At 67.1% G+C, this 23,650-nt stretch carries 14 protein-coding genes; 2 read left to right on the top strand and 12 right to left on the bottom strand.

Translation table 11 applies throughout. The features are described from left to right. Positions 1–194: 194 nt before the first annotated feature. On the top strand, positions 195–2,432 hold the full coding sequence (locus HPY83_04040; protein ID NPV07122.1) for a hypothetical protein: 2,238 nt from the start codon (positions 195–197) through the stop codon (positions 2,430–2,432). Further along, a complete protein-coding gene (locus HPY83_04035) occupies positions 2,429–5,116 on the top strand; it encodes a hypothetical protein (protein ID NPV07121.1) in 2,688 nt (895 codons plus the stop codon). Before HPY83_04040 ends, HPY83_04035 begins: the two co-directional genes overlap by 4 nt. Here HPY83_04035 and HPY83_04030 read toward each other — a convergent pair. From HPY83_04030 to cooS, 12 genes are all read right to left on the bottom strand, one after another. Further along, positions 5,100–6,956, bottom strand: coding sequence for a hypothetical protein (locus HPY83_04030; GenBank protein NPV07120.1), 1,857 nt, complete (start codon positions 6,954–6,956; stop codon positions 5,100–5,102). The genes HPY83_04035 and HPY83_04030 overlap by 17 nt on opposite strands. Continuing rightward, positions 6,953–9,118 carry a hypothetical protein gene (locus tag HPY83_04025; protein ID NPV07119.1) on the bottom strand — a complete coding sequence of 722 codons (2,166 nt, stop codon included), beginning with the start codon at positions 9,116–9,118 and terminating at the stop codon, positions 6,953–6,955. The genes HPY83_04030 and HPY83_04025 overlap by 4 nt, the downstream gene beginning before the upstream one ends. Positions 9,119–9,165: 47 nt before the next feature. Continuing rightward, positions 9,166–10,092 (bottom strand): dihydropteroate synthase, encoded by a 927-nt coding sequence (locus HPY83_04020; GenBank protein ID NPV07118.1) that lies wholly within the window; start codon positions 10,090–10,092, stop codon positions 9,166–9,168. An 18-nt stretch (positions 10,093–10,110) separates the two neighbouring features. After that, positions 10,111–12,144 (bottom strand): hypothetical protein, encoded by a 2,034-nt coding sequence (locus HPY83_04015; protein NPV07117.1) that lies wholly within the window; start codon positions 12,142–12,144, stop codon positions 10,111–10,113. After that, complete coding sequence (locus HPY83_04010; GenBank protein ID NPV07116.1) at positions 12,131–14,077, bottom strand: DUF4445 domain-containing protein; 1,947 nt, start codon at positions 14,075–14,077, stop codon at positions 12,131–12,133. The genes HPY83_04015 and HPY83_04010 overlap by 14 nt, the downstream gene beginning before the upstream one ends. A 1-nt stretch (position 14,078) precedes the next feature. Beyond that, positions 14,079–14,666: a phosphatase PAP2 family protein gene (locus tag HPY83_04005; GenBank protein NPV07115.1), complete on the bottom strand. Its 588-nt coding sequence runs from the start codon at positions 14,664–14,666 to the stop codon at positions 14,079–14,081. Further along, positions 14,647–15,702, bottom strand: coding sequence for a hypothetical protein (locus HPY83_04000; protein NPV07114.1), 1,056 nt, complete (start codon positions 15,700–15,702; stop codon positions 14,647–14,649). The genes HPY83_04005 and HPY83_04000 overlap by 20 nt, the downstream gene beginning before the upstream one ends. A gap of 21 nt (positions 15,703–15,723) precedes the next feature. Further along, positions 15,724–17,067 carry an acetyl-CoA decarbonylase/synthase complex subunit gamma gene (locus tag HPY83_03995; GenBank protein ID NPV07113.1) on the bottom strand — a complete coding sequence of 448 codons (1,344 nt, stop codon included), beginning with the start codon at positions 17,065–17,067 and terminating at the stop codon, positions 15,724–15,726. A 10-nt stretch (positions 17,068–17,077) separates the two neighbouring features. Beyond that, positions 17,078–18,040 carry an acetyl-CoA decarbonylase/synthase complex subunit delta gene (locus tag HPY83_03990; protein NPV07112.1) on the bottom strand — a complete coding sequence of 321 codons (963 nt, stop codon included), beginning with the start codon at positions 18,038–18,040 and terminating at the stop codon, positions 17,078–17,080. Positions 18,041–18,101: 61 nt separating this feature from the next. Continuing rightward, entirely contained in the window at positions 18,102–19,496 is a 1,395-nt protein-coding gene (gene galK, locus HPY83_03985) for a galactokinase (protein NPV07111.1), read from the bottom strand. Between the two features lie 92 nt (positions 19,497–19,588). Next, the gene (gene cdhC / locus HPY83_03980) at positions 19,589–21,865 is read right to left on the bottom strand and encodes a CO dehydrogenase/CO-methylating acetyl-CoA synthase complex subunit beta (GenBank protein ID NPV07110.1); all 2,277 of its coding nucleotides are present in this window, start codon (positions 21,863–21,865) and stop codon (positions 19,589–19,591) included. A gap of 35 nt (positions 21,866–21,900) precedes the next feature. Continuing rightward, positions 21,901–23,650, bottom strand: a 1,750-nt coding sequence (cooS, locus tag HPY83_03975) for an anaerobic carbon-monoxide dehydrogenase catalytic subunit (protein NPV07109.1), incomplete at its 5' end; no start/stop codon positions are given.

The raw sequence follows: 23,650 nt of genomic DNA, 5'->3' as shown, positions 1-23,650 counted from the left end.
AGCCTCGGGATAGTGACGCCCTCTCGGGAAACTGCGCCCTGAGCCGGGTGAGTGCCTCTTGCCCCCAGTCTTCGGTGGCAGAGCCGGCCAGCTAGTCCGCTGGCGCCGAGAGAGGCCCGCTAGCGGACTAGCCTCATGAGTGAAGGAGTCAGACCGTCGAGGCGATCACGAACCGTCGCCGGCACCAGATCGGCATGAGCTCGTCCTCACTACGCGGCTCTGTCAGAGGGTGCTGGGCCCGCATATCACTCGCCCTGGTGGTTCTCGCCGCCCTGGTGGCAGCGGCTCCGCTCCTCCTTGGTCCCTTGCCTGCCACCGATGACGGCCTGCACCACCTGTTCCGCCTCTTCGAGCTGGACCGGGCGCTCCGCGCTGGCCATCTCTACCCGCGCCTGTTCGCCGGAATGGGGTTCGGCTACGGCTATCCGGTCCTAAACTTCTACTCCCCCCTGGGCTACTACGTGGCCTGGATCGGCACCGCTCTGGGCACGGGCTACATCGGCGGCATCCGGCTGGCCCACGTGCTGGGCCTGCTGACCGCAGCTGCCGCTACCTACGCCTGGGTCGCTCTCCTCCTGCCCCGTCCTGCAGCCGTCGTGGCGGCCGTGGCCTATACCGCTTTCCCCTATCACCTCGCCGACATCTACGTGAGAGGGGCGCTGGCCGAGTCGCTCGCCTTCGCCTTCCCGCCCCTGCTCCTGTGGGTGGGCACGCTCATGAGAGGCGACGAGCAGCGCGCCGCCCGGCCGTGGTTGACGCCCTTCTTCGCGCTAGGCACGGCGGCTTTCATCCTGACACACAACCTCACTGCCCTCATGTTCGCCCTCCCCCTGGCCCTCTACTTCGTCCTGCTGTACGGCAGCCCGCGATCCGCGGCCGCCCGCTGGCCATACGCTCGTCTCATCGGGGCCGGGACGCTCGGCATCGGCCTTGCCGCCTTCTTCTGGGTGCCCGCCATCCTGGAGGTGAGATACGTACTGGCCGGTCAGGTCACCGGCCTCGACGAGCTGTTGCTCCAGCTCCAGCCCCTGAGAGAGTGGTTTTCGCCCTTTCTGATCCACCGCTACCGGCCCCACCAACTGGTCGCGGCCCAGCACCCTCTGGGCCTGGCGCAGACCGTCCTGGCGCCCATCGGCGCGGCGGCGCTGGCCCTGCAGTGGCGACAGCTCCCACCGCCGGCACGACGAGCCGGGGCGTTCGCCGCCACCGTCAGCTTGGGGACGGTGGCACTACTGCTGCCGGCGTCGGCGCCCCTCTGGGAGAAGCTGCCTCTACTCCACTACCTCCAGTTCCCTTGGCGCCTGCAGGCCGTGCTCACGCTCTGCAGCGCCCTTCTGGCCGCAGGAGTTGTCGCCTGGGTCCGTCCGGGTCCATTCGCCGCTCTAGCGGCGGGAGCCCTGGGCGCCGCGCTGATGATTGCCGGGATGGGTGGGCTGAGGCTGGAGTCGGCGCATCTGCCGGGCTACGATCGCCCGCTGGCCGAGGCGGACATCGGACCGCAAGGATTGGTCGAGTACGACTACCAGACGGCGCTCTGGCTGCGAGAGCACGGGGGCGAATGGCTGCTCGAATACATGCCCGTCTGGGCTCTACCCCGCCGCGCCGACTTCTTCTTGCCCGAGGATGGGGTGGAGGCAACCCTGCCACCGGTCGAGGTCACGGCCGCTCAACTACGGTCGGCTGATCCCTTGAGCCTGGATCTGGCCATCAGCCTGGCCTCGCCCGGGACCATATCCTTCCACCGGTTCTTCTTCCCCGGCTGGCGCATCACAGCTGACGGTCGGCCTCTGGAGCCCCGGCCCTACGGCCCCCTGGGCCTGCTAGCAGCCGATCTACCCGCCGGCGAACACCTAGTCCAGCTGCGCCCGGGCGCCACGCCGCCGCGGACGCTGGGCGCGGCACTCTCTGCCCTCGCCTTGCTCGCGATCGTCATCTGGTCGTGGCGCAGCCGAACCCGGCTGCCGCTCGCCCTCCTGGCCGGAGCTGCCCTCTTCGCGGCGCTGGTCGCCTTCCGCTCGCACCGATATCCCACTGCGCACGTTCCCGTCCCCATCCAGGCGCAGGTGGGGGAAGCCGCCCTTCTCCTCGGGTTCCACGCCGACCGCCAGGGCGACTGGCTCGAAGTCACCCTCTACTGGCTGGCGCTGGACGCCCACCAGGACGACTACCGCGTCTTCGTCCACGCAGTTGACCCCGAGGGCAGCCTCGCCGCCCAGCATGACGGCCGGCCCGGACAGGAGTTCAGCCCCACCAGGCGCTGGGTGCCGGGCGAGGTCCTGGCCGATCAACATCTCCTCCCTGTCCCGTCCGGACCGGTCACACTGTACGCCGGGATGTACACCTGGCCCGAGGTGAGCAACCTGCCCGTGCTGCAGGACGGGGCCGAGGTGCCCGACAGGCGGGTCCTCCTCGGGGAGTGGGGCCCCCGATGACGCGCCGTATCCGCCTCGTCGCCTATGCCTTGCTTGCCCTGGGCTGGGGGCTGCGGCTGCGGAACCTGGGCGGCCCCGAGCTCTGGTTCGACGAAGCCGCCTCGCACTTCATCGCCGTACGCTCTCCGGCCGGCATCCTGTCCTACGTGGCCAGTGCGCCCTTCGAACACCCCCCTCTCTACTACCTCCTCCTCCACGGGGCCATGCGCCTGTTCGGCGACTCCGAGTGGGCCCTGCGCTTTCCCTCGGTCCTGCTGGGAGCGTTGCTGCTGCTGGGGTTGTGGCGAGCGGGCCTGGCCCTGAGCGGCAGCCGGTTGGCCCTGGCCACCCTCGGTTACGCTGCCGTATCTCCCTTCCTGGTGACCTACTCCCAGGAAGCCCGCATGTACGCTCTGATCCAGCTTCTGGGGCTGGCGGTCACTGCCCTCCTGTACTTCGCCTACCGTCGAAGTGACCTGCGGTTCTGGCTGGCGTACGCGGCCCTGATGGCGCTGGGAGTGGCCACCCATTACTTCTTCGCCTTCTTGCTCCCTACACATGCCCTCATCCTGGGCCTCCAGCGAGGCGGAGCTCGCCGTCTGGCAGCACACCTGGGCCTGGCGGCGGTGTTGGTCGGCATCCTGGCCCTGGGCATACTCTTCGTCGCACCCGGTCCGAGGGCGGCCGCCCTCCAGGTGATCCGCGAAGGGCTGTGGGGTAAGTCGCCCGAGGCAGTGGGCAGGCTCCTCCAGGACTGGGCCTACGGGGGGGCCACCATCACCAGCCGGCCCTCGTGGGCTCCGGCGCTCTCCCTGGTCGCCCTCGTCCCGCCTCTTGCGGGGCTGCTCTACCGGGATCTCCCTGCCCGTCTCCGCTGGGCGCTGGGGCTGTGGGTGGCAGTGCCGACCCTGCTAGCCATCGCGGTGCCCTACGGGGGTCTGGTGCTGCGGCACTTCTCCTACGTGGCACCGGCGCTTAGCCTCCTGACCGGGGCGGGACTGCTGCGGATAGGGCTGCGCTCGCGAGTGCTGGCGCCGGTGGGGCTGTTGGCGGTGGCGGCTACGGTTGCGCCCGGCCTGGCCTGGCAGGCCAACCATGTCAAGGGGCACTACCGCGACGCGCTCGACCACGTGGCCGCGCACGCCCTTCCCGGCGATCTCGTCCTCCTGGCTAATCCCCACCAGTGGGTGCCCTGGGCCTACTACGATCGCACCGGGCTGCCCACTGTGTCGGTGGGAGCCGGGCGCCCCCTTCCCGCCGACGCGGTTGGGACTGCCGGGCGACTCTGGGTGCTCGAGTGGGAGACCTGGGCCGTCCCTGACATGCCGTCCGTCTGGGATAGCCTCTTGGGCGAGGGCGCCATAGCCTACCGCCTCGACTACTCCACCGACGTGCGCCTGAGCCTGCTGTACCGTGAGCCGGACACTGGGCCCAGGGTCGTCGCCGGCCCCTTGAGATGGGACGACGCTCGGACCTTGACCGGAGCCGCGGTGTGGGACAGCTCGGGCTTCCTGCGGCCCGGCGACGCCGCCGTCGTCTCCTTGTGCTGGGCAGCCGACCCACCGTCCGACCAGAGCACGGTGGTGCTACTACGACTGGCCGACGGCCACGGGACGGCCTGGGCGGAGGTGGCGCAACCGCCCCGGCTGTCGCTGCCTAGGAATGCGCCCGAGCGGTGCACTCGGCATGCGCTGTCGCTTCCGGGCGGCATCCCGGGCGGGGAGTACACCGTCCAGGTGGGACTGGTGGATCTGCCCACAGGCGCCCGGTTGGCCGCCACCGGGGCCCACGGCGAAGCCCTCGGTCCCTGGGCGCCCCTGGGCACCATCACTTTGGCCCCTGCTCCCTATCCCCTCCCACCCGTCCGCTCCGGCATGCGCGGCCAGATGTCACCCCACCTGGAGTTTCTGGGCTCAGAGACCGATGTCGAGAGCCTGAGTGCAGGCGCATACTGGTCGGGATTCCTGCAGTTCCGCGCCCTGGCCCCGATCCCCGACGCCTCGCCGCGCGTGCGCCTGACGTCGGCCGGAGGCACCTGGCTCCTGGGGGAGGTACCGCTGGAGTCGGGCGGCCTCCCGGCCTCCCGGTGGCAGCCAGGGGAGGCATGGCGCTGCCCCAGCTCCTTCCGCCTTCCTTCAGACCTGCCTTCCGGTGACTATAGGCTCGAGGTCCAGCTGGCGGGGAGCACCGACGGCTCGGCTCGCCGCATGCGCCTGCCCTGGCAGCTCCCGTCGTGGCTGGAGGTGGATCGCTTCCGTGTGAGCGCCCGAACCTTCAGTGTGGTCGACTCGGAGCCGGCAGAGTCCCTCAGTGTCTCCTTCGGGAACGCTATCCGGCTGTATGGTTTCAGCGCAGACCGTGAGGGCTTGCCCCAAGAACTGCGCCTCAGCCTGTACTGGGAGGCGCTCGCCCCCACCGATGGGCCCTACAAGGTCTTCGTCCACCTGGCTCGACCGGACGAGGGTGGACCACTGGCCCAGGACGACGTTCCCCCGGCCCACATTCCCACCTCCGAGTGGCTGCCGGGCGAGACCTACGTATCCGAGCACGCTCTGCCCTGGCCACAGGGAGAGAGCGAATTGGTCCTCCGCGTCGGGCTCTACAGCGAGGACTCCATGACCCGACTCCCGGCCAGCGGCCCCGCGGCCCAGGCCGACCACGTAGAGCTCGCGTTGGGGCCGGGCGGACTCATCCTGGCTCCCTGACTTCGAACTCGCCCAGGGTCCACACGTCAGCCGGCGGCCCGGGGCCGGCCGCGATTGGCCACCAATCGCCGCCGTCGAGAGGCTGTACCCCCACCTCTATCGCATAGAGACCGGGAGCCAAGTCGGGCGGCACACTGCGACGGCCGGCCACTATGGAGCCCGGGGTCCAGCACTCCGGGGTGTATGGCCCGCCATCGGGAGTACCGCGCCGCCAGGCCACCACCTCCCCCTCGGCGTTCACCACGCGGACGGTGAGCCAGGCGTCATGACTGAGCGGTTCCAGCGCTCGCCACCACAGGCTCAGGCGGGCCTCCTCCCCCGCCTGCACCTGAGCCGGCACCTCCCAGGCCAGGAGTTCGAGCCGGCCGCCGAAAACGATCGGCTTCTGCCCGGTCGGCACCGCCTCCGGCGCCACAGTGGCAGAGGGCCGGAACACGGGCACGACTCCAGCCGTTAGCCCATAGAGGTTCACGAAGCATAGCCCGGCTACACCGAGGGCTCCCACCCGGCCCCGCCACCGGCATGGCACCAGGGCCAGCACGCCCACCGCCAACAGCGGCACCACGGCGGCAGCAGCCGGGTAGAGCAGGCGCGCCTGGCCCGTGCCCATCACCGCCAGCGACCAGCGGGCCCAAGCCACCGCGAAGGCAGCCGCGTAGAGCAGCAGGACCGGGGCTAGTAGCCTCAGTCGAGAGTCTCTCTCGCTCTCCCTCGCCTGTGCCGCGAGAACACGCGGCACGTCATTGCCGGCCCTCCCCTCAGGTGGGAGGCAAGGTTCGGCTTCCCCGTCGTCCTCTGGAAACGAGCCCCGAGGCCCCCGTAGGCGCAGAAGCGCCCGCCCCAGCCCTAGGCAGGCCCCGGCCCCCGGCACCAGAGCCGCCCAGTACACCCAGCTCGGCAACCTCATCCCCACGTAGCTGAGCCAGTAGGAGCGGTGCAGTCCCCACAGCTCCTCCGTCCAAACCACGCTACCCTGGCGGACGGCGTTAGTGCGCTCCACCAGGTCCCACGCCAGTGGGCCCTCGAACAGGGCGACGTTTCGTCCGAACCACCACCCGCTGACGGCAACCGCCCCCAGGCCCACCACCAGCAAGTCTAGAGCTGCCTCTCGGGCTCGCTCGACCAGTGCCAATCGGCGGCGGCCCGTCCACAGTGCCAGCGCCAGCCCCGCTCCGGCGGCTAGAAGGCTGGTCTTGGCCAGGACCGCCAGCCCCCAGAGCGCCCCCACCGCCAGGAGGTGCCGGCGGGGCCTCGAGTGGAGCGAGGTCACCACCACCTGTCCCACCAGGAGCGATCCCAGCGCCAGCGCCAGGCTGTCGTTGGTCGCCGCCCCGTGTGTCAGCGAGAACTGCGGCATGAGGACCATCGCCGCCGCGCCCAGCATGGCCACGGAGACGCTCCCTCCGCTGATGAGAAGCCCGACCTGGAACAGGGAGTAGGCGGTGAGCGCCCCCAGCCCAGCCGACAGCAGACGCATCAGGTGCCAGCCTCGTGCCCAACCGGAGTAAGGGAAGCGCTCTTCGGCGGTGTGGACCAGGAGGAAGGAGGGGCCCTGGGGGGCGAGGGTGAAGTCGGAGTTGGCGAGGAGGGGTAACTGGGCCAGGTCGCCCAGGGCCACCAGGGGCGCGGCCAGGGCGTAGTACAGGGGCGGCTGGAAGGCCTCGTGCTCCTCTTCCGCCAGCGGCAGGCGTTGCTCACCGGCCAGGATGCGGGCGTAGTTGTAGTGGCCGGGCTCGTCGGGAGCCTCCCCAAGCGGAACCAGGATCCCGTAGACGAGCGCGCCCAGCAGAGCTAGGGCCACCACCACCCGTCGGGTCCACCGAGCCTGGCGTCCCATCACCGGCGGACCTCGATCAGCCCTACCATGACTCGCTCCGCCCCCACCTGCTGTCCCTCGGTCACCCTCAGGTTGGCGACCTCCGGCCAGCGGTACAGCCCGGCGTAGAGAGCGTACGTCCCTTCGGGCGTTTCCTCCGGCACCTCCAACCAGCGCCGGTCCGAGGATATCTCGCCACCCACCATTCGGCTGGTGCGGGTGTAGCCCCCTACGGGATCGCCGTCGCTCTGGGCGATCACCCGCCCGTCCTCAGCCTCCAGATGTACGAAGACCTTCAGGTTCTCCTGAGGCGTCCGCAGCGGCATCCAGAACAGCTCCACCGGCACGGCCTCCCCCGGCCGCACGTGATCCGGCGCCTGCCATCCGGCCAGAGCCATCTTGCCCTCGTAAGCTGCCCACAGCGGCCGCACCGGCTTCGGCGCCGCCGTACACGTGGTCCCCACCACCATCAGCGCCGCCGTCGCCAGGGCCAGGATGGCACTCGTCGCCTCCCGCCCCCCGGCGACCTGGAGCGCCAGGCCCCCGGCGATCAGCGCCGCCACCACCCGACCCAGCCACACTGCCGGCGTCGCTTCGAAGTCGAAGCGCACCTCGTGCCGACCCTCCGGGACGATCGCCGACACGAGCCCCAGGTCGGTGAAGGGCTCGGCCGTCACCTCCACCCCGTCCACAGACACGGTCTGGCCCGGGTAGTAGAAAACGTGCCGTGACAGCCGGACTGGGGCCGGCGATTCCACGAACAGCCGCATCGAGTTGAGCCCGGCCTCTAGCACGTGCACCTGCAGCCCCTCGGGCAGAACGTACTCCGGTGGCCTGTCCGTCTCCACTGGGTCCCAGGGCATGGCCGACCGGTCCACCGTGACCCAGACCGGGACGTACTCGGCCGTCCAGGTGGCGCCGACCTGCCCGATGGCGGCATCGTGGTCCCACATGTGCTGCACCCAGCGGATGGAGGTCGTCTCCACCGACCGACGGGGCAGCGCGCCCAAAGAGGTCACTGCCAGCAACCCCGTTAGCGCCGCCGCCCCAAGTGCCAAGGCGAGCCCGCCAAGACGCACACGCTCGGAGGCTGCCTGCCAACCGAGCCCCAGAAGCACGGCCCAGCACAGGCCAAACGGCCCCAGCAGACGCCAAGGGAACTGCACGAAGCCAAGGGCCGGGATCGCGTCCCACACTGGCGCCGACCCCTGCCATTGGAGGCCCCAGCAGAGGCCGGCCACCCCGACGAAGAACCACAGGCGGGGATGGCCGCGCCACCGCCGGCTGGCAACCAGCACCGTCAGCGCCACCCCAAGGAGCACCACCGCCACCAACCCGAGAGGGTACCCGTGCGCTACCCCCTGGTCTGGGAAGTAGCGGTAGACCAGCGAGCGGGAGACCGTCTCGCCCGCTGAGGTTAGGTACCGCGACCAGGCGTCGGTGGAGAAGGTGTTGCCCAGGCCCACCAGGCGCGCCTCCGGAAGGATGGGTAGCCAGTAGAAGGCCACCAGTAGCGCCCCGGCCGCAAGAGCCAGTAGAGCGCGTAGACACGGTCTCAGGCCCGCGCCTGTCCACCCCCTCCCGGGTGCCCAGCTAGCAGCCACCAGGTACAGAGCCCAGATAGGCGCGAACACCAGGGCCGAAAGGTTGTGGGTGAAGATCAGGACGGCCCAGGCTACCGCCGCCAAGGCCCAAGACGCCCGGTCTCGGCGCGTGAGGGCCCTCTCACCCAGAAGGAGAAGTAGCGGGAGCAGGGCCAGGGCCCAGTGCTCGGCGAAGGCCCCCCGCACGTACACGTTGGCGAGCCGGTAGGGGAAGAGAACGTATGCCGCCCCCGCGAGAGCCGCCGGCCAGCCTCTCAACAGGCGTCGGCTCACAGCGTACACACCCATGCCAGAGAGCAGGGAAGCCAGAGCCGTGGAAGCCTTGAGCGCTGCCTCCGGCTGGAGCCCAACCAACAAGAACGAGAGGGCCTGGTAGTAGGAGCTCGCTCCGTAGAAGGCAAACACGGGCTGACCGTAGCCGAAGGCGAAGTCCGGTAACCATCGAGGCAAGGCGCACCCTTCGCACACCGCTTCAGATAGCGCCATCGCCCGATAGAAGTGGAAGAGGCCGTCGTGGGTGTTCGGGATCCCTGGCGACAGCAGTGGGAGCGACGCCAGCAGCGTCGCTCCCACGATTAGCAAGAGCGGTAATGACGCCCGCGCGCGAGGCTCCGGCAGGGCGGCCTCCCTCAGGCCTGGAGGTAGGAATGGGCGTATATGATGTTGTTCTCTAGAATCTGCACCGTCCGCCAGACGGCCACTTGGTCTGGGTCACTGCGGTCTACCACCGATTCGTCCAGGCTTTCCCCCGCTGCAGCAGCATCGTGCACAGCCAGATACAGCCGACCCAGAGGAGAGCTGTCATCCCGTGTCTCCAGAATGCGAATGACCTGGTTCTGCTCCTCGTCCAGCGCGTCCAGAATGGCGGCGTCCACCCCTGCCCCCATGAGCATAGTCAGATACACCCGGTTGATGAGGCTACGGTTCTCAGCCGGCACGCTGTTCGAGATGTTGCTCAGCCCGACAACCGTCTTCGGCGGAGGGTCGCTGGCGAGCTTGAGAAACCTTATGGCGTTGAGGGTCTCCGGGGCGTGCTCCTGGCACCCGTTCACCGTCAGCACTAGCGGATCGAAGTAGATTCGCTCCGGCTCCACCCCCAACTCCATGGCCCGCGGCAGGATAACGCTGACTGCCAGCTCCACTCTCTCGTCGGCAGTGGCGGGAAGGTTCTTCCCCATGGTCAGCGCGATGATCTCCGCCCCGTACTCGGCCGCCAGAGGCAAGGTGGCGTCCAGCCGAGCCGGGTCGGCGGAGGTCGAGTTGATGATGGCCCGAATGCCCAACTCTTGACAGCGCTGCAGGCCGGCCGCCATTGCCTCCGCGTTGATGGTGTCGAGCGACAGGGGCACCTCGGCCACCCCATGGACCTCGTCCACTAGCCAAGGCAAGACCTGCGCACCGTCTCGCTTCCGCGGTCCCGTGTTCAGGTCCAGCGCGTCGGCGCCGTGATCCACCTGAGCCCGTGCCAGCTGACGGATGTAGTCCCCCTGTCGCTTGTCGAGGGCATCTCGAACTCGACGGTTGAGTACCTGGATGCTTTCGCCGATCTTGAACACGAGTCCTCCTCTACGCCCCTACTCAGCCTCGTCCACGCTCCACCGGACGCCGGCGAGGTACTCGCAGGCGCTCTCTCCCCTCGGTCGGTCGAGCCCCACCCCGAGCAGCGATTGCCGCCGCCCAGCATCTACCCGGATTCGCCTCTCCGGCTCACCCAGGCACGAGACCGTGAACTCAGCCGGTTGATCGTACGTGACCGCCACTACGTCGCAAGTGGAACAGCCCCGCCGCACTCGTCCGCCCGCAGCCCCCATCTGTGGCGGGCCCCAGGGCCCGACCAGGTTGGCATATGGTCGTTGGTCGGCGGCGCCCTGCAACATATAGACTGTGAGTCGCTCGTCGGAGTAGACGATCGGCTGCCCCTGCAGCAGGCGCGAGGCCAGCTCCTCCGTCAGTCGCCGCTCCTCTCCGCCAGGCATCTGGTAGCGGTCTATGGCCACGTACCTCAGGCCCAGGTCAGCCGCTATGGTAGCAAATGTTGCCGGATCAGGGAAGGGCAGGACGTCCTCTGCCAGGCAGCGCAGTTGCTGCAAGCCAGGGTAGCTCTCCACCGGCGACCACGGGTTTCGTCGAGAGGTGTACCCCGAGACGAGCGGAAGCCAGTGCTGAGTCTGGTAGAGGAGGTACTGAGGTCGGTCCCAATTCACGGGCAAGTTGAGCACTGCGCCGCTAAGCGGTTCGTTCCTCAGAGCCGCGTACCAGCCGGGCGTGTCTGGGAAGCTCACCGGGTAAGGAATCGGCGCGAACTCGACCAGCGTCAAGGCCCCGGCGGCCAGAGGAAGGAGCAGCCACCGACCTCCCAGCTGCCGGCTGAGCTGGTGCAGCCCGACTCCCGCCAGCACCGATACGGCCAAAGCCGCCATCACCGAGTAGCGCCCCACCGACCTGGCAATCCCCAGGAACGGAATGGCCCGATACAACGCCAGCCAAGGCAGCGGCACGGGCCGGCCCCCGACGCGGACCACTTCGCCGCCCACGTGCAGCACCGGGCCCAGCGACAGCACGAGGAAGACTAGGCCCACCCACACAAAGAGACGCCCCCGTTCGCTCCCTCGCCACCAGCCTACGGCCGCCAGCAGCAGGGGAACGAGGCCCAGTGACACCATCCGTTCGGAGGTGCTGCTGGGAAACTGAGCGGCCAGACGCCCGGTGGCCTCGCCCCACAGTGGGTGCATCTCCTGGGGTAGGACCAACGCCAGCAGGTCGGCGCTCAAGTTGGTGATGTGACTCTCATCCGGTACCATGTAGTCAGCTCTGGCTGCTTCCGCGGCCATCGGCAGAAGGAGCGGCGCCAGCAGGGCCAGCGCGATCAGTCCCACTCCGCCGGGCACCAGCACCATCTGGGCCCAGAGTCTGAGCCCGCGCCGCCGGGCGCTCCAGGCGCACCACGTCGACCACAGCCCGGTGAGCAGCCCCAGGTAGATGAGGTTGTACCAGTCGGTGAGCGCGGCCAACACCACAAACGCGACCGCTACCAGGGCAGCGCCTCCCGGCTTGCGGCCCGCCCGCAATCGCCCCAGCAGACCCAGCAGGACCAAGGCGTAGAACGGTAACCACTGGAAGGCGAAGACTTGCATGTGCCCCAGAAGGTGGGCGAAGTGAAAGGGGCAATACGCGAAGATGGCGCCCGATACCAGCGCCGCCGCGCGGGCCCGGCCATCTCCCCTGCCCAGCGTTCTGAGCGCGAGCAGATAGACTCCCAGGCCCCCTAGGGCAAAGGACAGAAAGACCACCAGGTTGTACGCGGAGATCACCCCAGACAGGCGCTGCAGCGGAAGCGACAGCAGCGCGTTGGGGAGGTTCAGGGTGTGGAAGATAAGGCTGACCCCGCGCGGATGGTCGAGCAAGTCGGTCCACCAAATGCTGCCACCGTCGCGGAGGAGGGCTCGCTCCACCCACCACAGGTTCCAGTAGTTCTGCCACCCGTCAAACCCGTCCCCAGGAATCGCGGTCGCCAGGTAACGGGGCAAGGGCCAGGAGAGAGCCAGCCCGAGGGTGCCGTACCCCAGCGCTACCAGCGCTGTGCGCGGCCCGCCACTAGTCGCCGTCACCGGTCTGCGATGGGACGGCAAGCTCAGACTGCACCGAGGGGAAGAGCGCCGCGTTGGTGTGGGGCAGGAACATGGCCGCAGTGAATGCCTCCATGAAACGGTTATCGGCGCTCAGCTCCAGATAGGTCATCATGGAGCCGATCTCGTCCACGCGACGGCGCTTCTCCCGGTTGGCCAGGCACTGATAGGCACCCGCCACTGCGGTGTTGCCCAGGAAGCTGAACCGATCCCAGGGCAAATCCGGGAGCAGTCCGATGCGGATGGCGGCCTCAACATCCAGGTGCTGCCCAAAGGCCCCACCGATCAGCACCCGGTCCAGATCCTCGAAGGCCATTCCCACGCTGTCCATCAGCACCGTGATGCCGGCAAATATGGCTGCCTTAGTACGGATCAGGTTCTCGATGTCCACTTCGGTGATAACGATCTCCAGGTCCTGCCCGGTCTCGCGAGAAGTAGCCACCACGTACTCGGCTCCGTGCTCCCCTACGCGCACTCGCGGGGTGGGGAGGTGCCTCTGAATGCGCCCGCCACGCTGGATGACCCCTGCGGCAAACATCTCCGACAGTAGGCTGATCATGCCCGAGCCGCAGATGCCTCGGGGAGCCGTGTCGCCAATGACGCGCCAGGTAGGCTCATAGCGGTTGTTGATCCAGACCGTGTCTATGGCGCCGGCGGCGGCGCGCATGCCATGTCGCACGCCGCCGCCCTCGAACGCCGGGCCGGCGGAACAGGCGCAGCAGACAAGGAACTCCTTGTTGCCCAGCACCAGCTCCCCATTGGTGCCAATGTCAAGGAACAGACTGATCTCCTCACTCTCCGCCATGCCCGACGCTAGCACTCCGGCCGACACATCGGCCCCTACGTAGGCTCCCACCGCCGGCAAGCAGTCCACTGTGGCCTCCGGACAGATCTGGAGGTTCACCTCTCGCGCCTTGACTGGGATGCTGTGGGTCATGGCCGGGATGTAGGGCGACAGCCTCACCGGCTGGGGGTCTATTCCCAGAAAGAGCTGAATCATAGTGGTGTTGCCCGCTACCGCGGCTCGCATGATCTGGGACGACAGTATTCCGTTGCCCGTGGCTACCTGCTGGATGAGGCCATTTAGCGTCTCCACCACCAGGTTCTGAAGGTGCCTGAGCCCTCCCTCTCTCTGGGAGTAGATGATGCGCGAGATGACATCCTCCCCGCACGAGATCTGGGCGTTGTACGCCAGCGCCGCGCCCAGGATCTTGGCCGTGTTGAGGTCCACCAGTTGCACCACGTTCCCAGTGGTGCCGATGTCTATGGCAACACCGTACAACTCCGACGCCCGGTTCCCTTCCGAGACGTCCACCAGCCTCAGGGAGCCCTCCTCAAGGCCATCCTCGACTGTCGCGGTCACCTTCCAGTCGGCCCCTCGCAGAGTGCGCACCAGGCTGCGGACCTGCTGCAGGTCGGCCTCCACCCGGGTAGCACCGCAGTCTAGATTCAGGTGCCGGCGCAGGCGGTCCAGGTCGGCAGTGTTATCCTCCAGGCTAGGCGGCACGAGCTCAAGGTAACATCGCCTGACCGCCGGATCCGCCGGCACAATGAAATCGGCCGGCCGGGCCACCTTCTCCGAGACGGCGCCGGTGGGCACCAGCACCCTCTCCATCTCTTCCTGCTCGGGCACGAAGATGACTGCATCGCCCTTGACCAGCGCCTGGCACCCGAGCGCGTAGCCGCGCTGCTCCAAGGCTGGCGGCAGTTTGGCACTGGGGCGACGGCTGATCTCGCCATGCTCGACCAGAACCAGACAGCGCCCGCAGCGCCCCTGACCGCCGCAGGGAAGGTTCAGCCGGACGCCCGCCTCGGCGGCCGCGTCGGACACGCGGGTGCCAGCCTCAACTTCGACCACCTTGCCCGACGGTCGGAAAACCACTATGTATCGCTCGCGCGTACCCCGCTCAGCCACGCTATGCCACCATTCCTTTCCGAAGAACGGCCAGGAACCACCGGCGCGTCGAGTCCATGCTCGCTGACCGACGAGAGAGCCAGTATGCCACCGAGGCTCCCAGTCCTGCTCCCAGGATCACGTCCAGAGGGTAGTGAACGCCGCAGTAGACGCGAGCCACCCCCCACACAGCGGCGATCCCCAGGGCCCATCGTCCCATACAGGGCGAGCCCAGGTAGATTGCGGTGGCCACGGCGAAGCCGAAGGTGGCCGGGTTGCTCGGGCAGGAGGAATCCCAGGGTCGGTAGAAGAGCAGGCTAGTGCTGGGGTCGGCATCGAATGGCCGGGCACGGAAGTGGCTGAGGTTCACCGCCTTCACGGCCAGGTTGGCCACGAACTGGGCTGCCACTGCATTGATCACCGTGCCGCAGTCCGCCTCCCGCTCTGCCGGCGTCCTTCCCCGCAACCATAGCCAGACGAGGATCAACGCCAGGGCCGAGGGTAGCAGGTAGTCGTTGACGGCCAACTGGGCCAGCCCGTCCACCCAACGGTTCCGGCCGGCCAGACCATTGATGGCGCGGAACACCGACTCATCCAACCGGATCAGCACCGGGCTCCCCTCCGATCGCCACCAGGTCCGAACGGGCGGCCGTGAGCATGTCGTTCACCCACGCCGGGGCCACGCCCCTCACCAGACCCTCGTGGGATTCCCCGTCCAGGATGTGCATGCGAGCCCCGGCGCGCGCTGCAGACTCACACTCCTCAGACCAGTGATAGAACCCGTCGTGCCGGCTGGCCAGGATCGCTCCTCGCCTTCCCAGCCGACACAGAGCCTCACCCGCCTGCAGGCTGGCGATGAACCCCTGCCGGTGCCATTTGCGCTGCCACCGCCACGCTTCTGCCACGTTCATCTCGCGAAGCAGGAGTAGACCGGACAGCACGTTGGCCGGCCTCAGCGCCGGCCCCACCGCCATCGCCAACGCGATCCTTTCGTCGTCAGCAGCCGAACGCAGGGCCAGGTCGCCGCTGGCGCCCAGGCCGACCACAGCCACTGGACCATCGCCGGCCTGTATGGATATCAGCATGGGCACCACCGCCATTGCATCCGGGTAACGCGGTACTCCTTCTCTGCCCCAGGACACCACAGCGCAAGTGTACCCGCTGTCCAGTATCGCCGACACGACGGGCAGCGTCGCTACGCCAGGCAGGTCAGGGTCGGGAAGCACCAGGACCAACGGTCCGCCTGCATTCGGGGGCCTCAGAGCGCGGTAGCCGTAGTCGGCGATGGGCAGGCGGTGCTCGGCTGGCTGATCAAAGCGGGTGGCTCGCCGCGGACGACAGGGCATCCCACCGATTAGCGAGAGAGCGGCTCCGGTGAAGACGCCCGCGCCGAAGGTCACCAGCAGCTCAGTCCCCGCCAGCCCGGGAGACAGCAAGTCCGGGGTAGTGGCCACAAACAGGGCCACTCCCCCGATGATGGTGATCGCGAGCGTGCTCCGGGCCAAGCTGGCGGGCCAGAGTCGCCCCCCGATCTGCAACCCTCTTAGCCCCGCCGCGCTGGCTGCCGTCTGCATGGTAGCCAGGGCAACCGCAGCCACCAGCAGGTAGTAGTGCCAGGCGACATAGGCAGGATAGAGATAGAGCACAGCGTTGGCGGGCGCAGTCGCCTAGTGCCAATTCCTCAGGTACGCCGGTATGTCCACCGCCTCCCTCGGCCCCACAAGCACGTCCCATCCCGGCAGTTCGTCTTCCAGCTCGCCCGACAAGCTGGCCACGAACCCGGGCAGGATGATCTTGCGGTGTGCGGTCTTACTCTCTGCCCCAAACTGCTTCACTGCCTTGGCTATAGTTTCGGCATCGAACTTCCCCGCCGCCCAAGCAGTGAGCACCGAGAGACCTTCGGCATCCGCCACCAACAACCACGCTGGCTCCCCGCTGGCCTCCACCTCGCCGCTCACGCTAAAGTACGTGAGCGAGAAGTTGGTCGTGACCAGCAATGGCGACTCCGCCTGCGGAGTTCCGATCTCGTACAGGCCGGGCGACACTTGGATCGGCTTCTGTGGGTCGGTGTACATGTTCAGCCGCAGGGTGAGCAGAATGTAGGCAACCGCTGGATCAAACTCCTCCAGGATGATCACACTGCCGTACTTGGCAATGTGCTGAGCGGCCAGAATCGCCTGCAGGTTCGGATCGGGCTCCCCCTCCACCGTAGCCAAGATCGGGTAGCCGAGGTCGCGGAAGTTCTGTCGCAGGGCCAACCGTCTGATTCCGGTGAATAGCCGCAGCGCCTCCCGTGGCCCAGATGGGCGTGGGTCCAGCACTATGTCTTCGACCCCCGCTTCCTTCAGGCTGCGCGTTACCTCGGCCAGGGCGGACAGGTCGCCCTCCGCTACTGCCACCACCGGTGCTCCGACGGCCTTAGCCACCGCAGCTACTTCCTGCCAGTTACCCTGGTCGGCGCCCCAAAGGAGCGGCCTACTGCCCGCCCGCTCTGCCCCGGCCCTCAGCACCTCGGCATCGCGCGCGATCAGCACCATGGGGGTCCCTCCTGCTCCCCGGTGCGCCGCCTCTACCGCCGCAGCGAAGCGGCCGGCGTCGGCCGACGTGGCCTCCACGGCCACACCCGTCAGAGACAGGTCCAGCCCGACCCTCTCCACGCTGTAAGAAGCCACCTGCCGCGCCCGCTGCTCGAGCTCCTCGAGAGATGTGCTGTCCTTGAGCCGTACGAACAGGCCCGGCGGGTGCACAAAGGTCTTCTCGTGCCGGAACATGACGGTCTCGTTACCTACTTCCAGCGCCCGATCGCCTTCGCCGATCTTCACCAGGCGGATCGGCGGCGCTGACGACTCCGCCAGGGCCTGCTTGGCCTCCTCTGACACGTGCGGGCAGTCGGCGAGCTCCGCCTGCTTGGCGGCCAGTTTCATGGCGAAGGCGAGGCAGGTGGGATAGCCACATTCCTTGCAGTTCGTCTTGGGCAGCAGTTTGTAGATGGCAAGTCCGGACAAAGCCATGTTTGACTCCTCATCCACCCATCAGTTCGGTGATCATAGCCTGGACCAGCCTGACGCTCTCGGGATGACGGAGGACCACCACGTCGGCGCCGCTGTGCAGCAGAGACGTGGCCGTGACTGCCTCCCACAGCACCGCCCGGCGCTCCCAGTCCCCCCATTCCGCCGGAACGTCCTCGCCCACTCGGGCTTCTTTCTGTCGCCAGGACTCGTACCCCGCCAGGCAGATCATGGGCTGCTGGGTCATTTCGTCGCCCTGAAGGGCCGCCAGCCGCAGCCGCTCCATCACGGAGTAAGTGTACTCCAGGCCATAGCCCAGCGTACCCGTGGTTGGATCCATCAGCACCCGGTCCAAAGGCAGGTTCATGTCCCGGATCAGGATGTTGAGCTGCTTGGCCAGGTTCACGTCGATGGGGCTGGAGGCGATCACCAGGTGATTGTTGGCGAGAGCAGCAGCGACGATAGTGCGGTAGTTGTCCTCCTCGCATAGCCCCAGTGCCAGGCGCTCACCCGCCGTGGCGTCGGCCACCGCGACCAGCAGCTCGTTGTCCCTCTCGGCCGCCCCGGGGCCGATCACCAGAAGCGGTAGACCGGACGCCTCCAGCACTGCCTTGCACCTGGCGGCCAGGTCTGCCGCGGTCAGCTTGCGGTCGCCAATGTCCTGGACTTGCATCACCAGCAGGTCCGCTCCCACCTGCTCGGCCTTGGCCGCCCAGGCTGCTGGGTCCTCCCAGACGTCGCTCCAGGCCTTGGCCAGCAGATCCGACCAGCCCGTGGGCGCTCGCTCGGCGATCTCGACCGCCACCACGGGCCGGTGAGGCATCTCGCCCTCGAAGAGGAGGAAGGGTAGAGTGCGCTCACCCCCCACGGTCACCGTTCGCGTTCGGGTCCCTCCCCGGTCGGGGCCGGCGCCTAGAGTCACCTCACGAACGGCGCCACGGTACTTCTCCTGAGGTATCTCCACGCTGACGGGCATAGGCTCTGCTCCTTAGCTAGCTGCGATGCCAGTGGATGCTACACCGGGCACCAGGATCGAGTCACCGGATAGTGATAGCCTGGGCTCCGGTGGCGGAATTGCACACGATCACCTCCGGCCGTATGCCGGTCGCGGCCAGGTACTGTTCCCGCACCGCGCTCGCGAACTCGTCTACTGCGGCTGCACCAACCAGCGCCACCACGCAGCCACCCCATCCAGCGCCCGTGATCCGGGCCCCCAGACAGCCAGGCGCCCGGCGAGCCGCCTCCACCATCGCTTCCACCTGCGGCACACTTACCTGGTAGTCGTCTCTGGCGCTGGAGTGGGCTTCGTCCATCAGCCGCCCGAACCGGCGCACGTCTCCTGATCGCAGGGCTGCCGCACTATCCAGCACTCGCCGATTCTCCCTGACCACGTGACGGCACCGCTGGCGAACCAGGTAGGTCCGTTCCGGATCTATCCGGAAGCTCGGGGGCATGTCCGCCGCCACCACTTCCGCCACACCCGAGGCTATCAGATCCCGACCGGCAATGCCCACCGGCAGCATCTCCTCCAGCAGCGCGTCTACTTCGCTGGAGGACAGGCCCAGCCCTTCCTCCGAGACGTCTCGGAGGTACCGCACCTGGGGATACCGCCGCCCGATGATATGCGCCCCCACGCGGCATTCGAACACGCGCGTGTTGAACTCAGATCGAGTGTTCTCGTGACGTACCCCTGTGCTGCACACCACTAGCCGGTAATCCGCCGGTAGGGGGATCAGCTCCAGGCGGTAGTGCCCGCGCCCCTGGGGGCGGCAATCCAGGAACAGGGCATGCCCCCCGCGCCCCAGGACCGAGGCGAAATGATCCATGATCCCGCCTCGGGTGCCCACGTACCATTCCGCCTCGCTGGCGAGCTCCGCCAGCGCCTGGCCGTCCGGCATCAGCGAATTGAGGTGTGACAGGGCCAGGGTAGCGGCCACCGTCAACGAGGTGGACGAACTCAGCCCCACCCCGATGGGCGTGCCATGAGGTGGACGCCCACTCACCACGGCGTCCATCCCCCGCAGAGGTCCGGGCGTCGCCTGGGCCAGGCGCTGGGCTGCTCCCCGAAGGTAGTTGCTCCAGTGACCGACGGGCCCGGAAGGGATGTCCCTCGCGATGCGGAACTGGAAGTCCTCGTACCGTTCTCTCTCCACATTAGCGGCCCGCAGGAGCGAATCGTCGCGGGGCCGACCGGCGATCACTATGTCCCGATCTATGGCAGTGGGCATCACGAAGCCCTGGTTGTAGTCCGTGTGCTCCCCAATGAGATTGACTCGTCCGGGCGCGCGGTAGAAAACGGTGGGCTCGCAGCCAAACACTCTCGCGAAGGTGCGCGCCGCTTCGGCGTACCGCGCGCACTGCTGGTCCAGGTGTTCGTCGTCGTGTACGTACACCGGCGCCAACAGTGCGCGCCACTCATCAACACTAAGCATCGTCTACCTCCAGGCGAGGAAGCGCCTCAGCACTGGGGCATTATAGAGTAGCCCGATGACTGGGCCAACTCGCCCGGAGCCAGAGCCAACTGCTAGAAGAGAGGCTCCATCACCAGGGCGGGGTGCTCCTTCTCCTCCAAGTAGGCCAACAACTCCTCCACCGTCGTAGCCACCCGCTCATCCGCGATCTTGTCCAGCAAGTCGGGATCGCCCTCCCTGGCGCATGCCTCCTGAAGCTCTCCCCGCATCTCCTCCTTCACATTGCTGGAAAGCCACACGATCCGCTTGAGGCCTCCATCGGCACGGATGAACTTCTTGCTGATGAGGAAGTACTTCCCAATCCCCATCACGCCAGGGGTCTGCAAGCCCCCGCCGGCCATGCCAGCCAGGGTGCTGAAAGTCATTCCCGCCGGGGTCATGCTCGGATCCTCGCGAGACACCACCATGAATCCGTTCGCCTCGGGAATGATCATCATGATGCACTCGAAGCAGCCGCAGGCCGTCATCGGGTTTTCCATGGCCGAGTACATGGAGACCATCTCCACACTCTGGTTCGAGTGCTGCTTCACGAACTCGATGGCCCCAGAGAAGTACCCCTTCCACTCGTCCAGCACTTCACCCTTCGCCACGGGCTGGTTGGGCCCCGTCGGGTTGATCTCGTGAGAGGCACGACAGTCGAGCCAGTTGTAGGCTCCGCACAGGCCGAGGCGCTCCGGCGAGATGATGCACACGTGGTTGGGGGCGAAGCTCTGGCACAGAGTGCAAGAGTAGAAGGTATCTACCGATTCGTCGGTCATGTCGGCCAGGCGCTGGTTGCGATAGTTGTAGGCTTCGCGCGCCTCGGCCAGTACCTTCTCCATCAGCTCCGGGTCGGTGATCACCGTCACCTGCACTTTATCTACGATGGCGCCGAAGTCCCCGTGCATGCGGGCATAGAGGATATCCCCGAAGTGCCGCAGCTCGAACCCCTTTTCCACCGCCCCTTTGCTGATCCTGATCCAAGTTATGTCGCGTTGGCCGATGTGCTGCACTCCCGAGGCGCCATTGACGAAGTAGTGGATCTGGCGCTCAAGCACAGGCTCGAAGTCCTCCTGCATGCGGCGACCGGCCACCTCCACCAGTATGCCCAGGTCCATGGCTCCGCCCTCGGGCACGCTCTCGAAGCCCGGGCCGATCACCTCGATCTTGCCGTCTTCGACCTCGTCCATGTCCCTCATGCGCAGGTACTCGAAGGCCCGGGAATCCCGACCACCGAACTCCACCCGCATGTCGGCCCGGCGCACCCGCTCGCCCTCAAAGGCCGAGCCGTAGGGAACCGGGATGGGGACTTCGGCCACCCGCACCTTCACTCCCCGAACCTCGATGCAGCGCTGCACCAGACGGCGCGCCCGCTCCAGGTCGTCCTTGCCCTCGATGTCGTCAAAGGGCATGGATACCACGTGCTCGTAGCTGGTGATACCGGTAGGGAGGATCTCCGGGATCACCGTATCCGCGATGACAGGGAACCCGTAGTTGATGGCTCCGGCGGCAGTGGCGTACTTGAGGTCGTCGACCTCTCCCAGCGCCAGGACGAAAGCGAATACCCGGAACTTGTTGTAGAGGAGGATCTCCCGGATCTGACCTCCTTTGAGACCGCCGAAGGTCAGGGCTGAACGGGTGGCGAACCCCAGCGGATAGACGGCGGAGATGGTGTCGGTGCCGAAGGGCACGATATAGGTATCGTAGCCCATCTCGACGCCTTCCTCCTGCAACTGGTCAATGATGCTGCGGCCGTTGACGTTCCCGCAGAGAAACACCAGAATGTTCCTCTGCTGCAACTGCCGCACGATCTCCACCGCCACCTCGTTCGACTTGGCACAGCCCACTATGGCCGCGAACCCGGGCATGCGGCCATCCACCAGCTGAATGCCCCAGGCCCTCAGCTGGATGTCGTCGATGGGTCCGTTCAGCAGCCCACCGTCTTCCCCTCCCATTTCTGGGCTGGTGAAGCTTCCCCCGGCCATGCGGAAGCCGGGCTTCCGCTCCGGCTGTAGACCGTAGGCGAAACGGATCGCCTGAATGGCTTCCTCCGCCCAAAGGGTAGCCACGCCGCAGTCCAGGGCCTCGCCCAGGTAAGGAAGCCACAGCTGCTCACTCGGTACGGGGCTTAGCAGGCTCCTCGCCTGCTCCAAGACGGGAACCAGGTCGCCCAGGGTTCTGACTTCCCTACCGGTGAAGCCCAGGATGACGGGAAGGTAGTAAGCGGTGTTTGGGAACGCCACTTCCTTGTCCGCGCCCATCTCGGCGATGGCGCGCTCCAGCATCTCGGTGGCCTCCGCGACGATCGCGTTAGCGCCGCGTATGGCCCGGTGCGCTATGTACCTGGACATGTATCATCAGCTCCTTTGGTGACTCTTTCGCCTGACTATCGAGCGACCGGTTGGCGGCTGTACAGGCTGCGGCGCTCAGCAGGAATCTTGAGCCAGTCCTCCAGAGCCCTGTCTCCGCTGGCGCCGTACTTATCAGGCTGGTACTCCTCCAGCCCCAGGTCCTCCCGCTTCCGGTCTATGTGGGCTAGCGCCTTCCTGATCAGCTCCTCCAGGTTTGGCTCGAACTCCAGGCCACCGCCCACCAGCTGGGGCCACACCTCCGTCATTATCTGGACCACTTCCTCACTGCCAGACACGGGCGAGCGCACCCCGAAGAGCGTGTACACCCCCGAGCCCACGAAGTAGGTGCCAATAGAGAGCGCCTTCTCGGACATCCACTCAGGGCAGATGCCTACCACCGGCAAGTCGCTGATATCCCTGCCCAGACCGCCTTCGTTCGCCATCTGCGTCAGCACCGTCAGGATGCGGGAGTTATCCACGCACGAACCAGCATGGAGGACCGGTGGAATGCCTATCGCCTCGCACACCTCCCGGAGATTGGCCCCGACCTTGTCCCACGCCTCCGGCGCCAACATGCCATACTTGGCGCTGCCGATGGCAGCACAACCAGTCACTGCCACCAGAACGTCGTTGCCGATCAGCTCCTCCACCACCCTGGTGATGCCGGAGTCGTGCTCGACGCGGGCGTTGTTGCAGCCAACGACCCCCGCAATGCCGCGAATCCGCCCCTGAGCGATGGCGTCGTTGAGCGGCCGGAAGGACGCGCGATAGGTGCCCCCTTGCATGTAGTTCACGTACTCATGAGAGAAGCCTGCCACGAAGCCCTCTCTCACGTCCGGCACGTGAACCTCTCCGCGGTTCTCGAAGTTGTCAATGGCCATGCGGACGATCCGCTTGGCTGTCTCATAAGCACGATGCTCCTCGAACTCCACATGGGTGGCGCCTCGGATGCGTGCCTTCGGCGAGGTGGTTACCAGTAGCGTGTGGTAGCTGTCGGCCACGTCTGCCAGCCCTTCCATGATGCACTGCACGTCCACCAGCATTAGCTCGACCGCGCCGGTGACGATGGCCAGCTCCTGCTGGAGGAAGTTGCCGGCCGGCTTCACCCCATGCCGCATCAGCACCTCATTGGCCGTGCAGCAGATGCCCGCCAGGTTGATGCCTTGGGCCCCCTTCGCCTTGGCGTAAGCCACCAACTCGGGGTCCTGAGCGGCCGCCACCACCATCTCGGACAAGGTCGGCTCGTGACCGTGGATCACGAGGTTCACCTCATCCTTGCTCAAGACGCCCAGGTTCGCGGCTGACCTCACCGGCCCGGGCGTACCGAACAGGATGTCGCTCAGGTCGGTGGCAATCATGGACCCTCCCCAACCGTCGGCGAGAGCCATTCTGAGCGTGTGCCTCAGGATGTTGCTCGCGTCCTGGTCCACGCCCATGTGCGTGCGATGCATGGCCTCCACGATCTCCCTGTCCACGCTCCGCGGTACCACTCCGAGCTTGCGCCAGACGGCCTGCCGCGACTCCGGTGCCCGGGCCACGAAGGCGATCTCTCCCTCCTGACGACCGAAGTCCTGCAGCAAGGTCAGAGCCACCTCCTCAGCCAGAGGAAGAGTCTCCTTACCCTCGGCAGGTATGCCGAGGTAGCCGGCCACCGCGCGCAGCTTGGCCTCGTCTTTGATCCGGTAGTCGCTCACTCCGCCGCGGCTCACTGCGAGCAGCGTTAGGGCCACGTCACGACCATGGTCGGAGTGGGCCGCAGCACCCGCTGCCACAGCCCTAGCGAAG

The sequence above is a fragment of the Anaerolineae bacterium genome (assembly GCA_013178015.1).
Lineage (GTDB): Bacteria > Chloroflexota > Anaerolineae > DRVO01 > DRVO01 > Ch71.
The sequence above is the reverse complement of the archived record's forward strand: the minus strand, read 5'-3'. Positions and strand labels throughout refer to the sequence as shown.